This window comes from Stenotrophomonas sp. HMWF003, from assembly GCF_003061285.1.
GTDB lineage: Bacteria > Pseudomonadota > Gammaproteobacteria > Xanthomonadales > Xanthomonadaceae > Stenotrophomonas > Stenotrophomonas maltophilia_AP.
In genome coordinates, this window is sequence record NZ_QAIW01000426.1 from 1 (window position 1) to 1,165 (window position 1,165).

Sequence of the window (1,165 nt, forward strand, 5' to 3'; positions counted from 1 at the left end):
CCGCGGCATGGATGCCGCGGCCAAGCCCCCAGGGACGGGTTTACGGCGTCCCCCGCAACCGGACCCACCCCGCCGTCCCACGGATGGCAAGCTTCTGACGTTGCCGTTGCAGTTGCAGTTGCAGTTGCAGTTGCGGTTGCCGTGGCGGTAGCGGGCGCAGGGCGGCAGCCCTGCAAACAACACCTCACCTACCGCGTCTGCCCTTCCCCGCGCACCACGAACCGTTCGACCGTGAGCGCCTCCAGGCCCATCGGGCCGTAGGCGTGCAGGCGTGTGGTCGAAATGCCGATCTCCGCGCCCAGGCCCAGTTCGCCGCCGTCGGAGAACCGCGACGATGCGTTGACCATCACCACCGCCGAGCGCAAGGCGTGCACGAACTGTTCGGCCGCCTGTGCATCCTCGGTGGCGATCACCTCGGTGTGGTCCGAGCTGTACTGCTGGATATGGGCCAGCGCCTGGTCGAGGTCATCGACCACGCGCACGGCGATGATCAGGTCCAGGTATTCGGCAGCGTAGTCGGCCTCGCTAGCCGGCTGTGCATCGGTGAGCCACTGGCGCGCACGGTCATCGGCGCGCAGCTGCACCCCGCGTGCGCGCAGTGCCGTGTCGGCCAGCGGTAGGAAGGTGGCCGCTATGTCGGCATGCACCAGCAGCGTTTCCAGCGAGTTGCAGGCCGACGGCCGGCTGCACTTGCCGTCCACCAGCAGCGCCAGTGCCCGTTCGAGGTTCGCCGCGCGGTCCACGTACAGGTGGCACACGCCCTTGTAATGCTTGATCACCGGCACCCGCGCATGCTCGGCCACGAAGCGGATCAGGCCTTCGCCGCCGCGCGGGATCGCCAGGTCGACCAGGTCGTTGAGCTGCAGCAGTTCCAGCATGGTCTCGCGGCGCAGGTCCTCGACCAGCGTCAACGCCGCGTCGGCCACGCCTGCCTCGCGCAGCGCGCGCTTGAGCGCGGCGGCAATGGCGGTGTTGGAGTGGATGGCTTCCGAGCCACCGCGCAGGATCACCCCGTTGCCCGCCTTGATGCACAGCGCGGCAGCATCGGCGGTCACGTTCGGGCGGGCTTCGTAGATCATCACGATCACACCCAGCGGCACGCGCACTTTCTGCACGCGGATGCCGTTGGGGCGCACGTCGTCACGGGTGACCAGGCCCACCGGAT

General features: G+C 68.7%; 1 protein-coding gene. It reads right to left on the minus strand.

Annotation, left to right across the window (positions count from 1 at the left end; all coding sequences use genetic code 11):
- Positions 1–188 precede the first annotated feature (188 nt).
- The coding region (locus DBR34_RS18285) for a glutamate-5-semialdehyde dehydrogenase (RefSeq protein WP_258224107.1) at positions 189–1,165 on the minus strand (977 nt) is incomplete at its 5' end.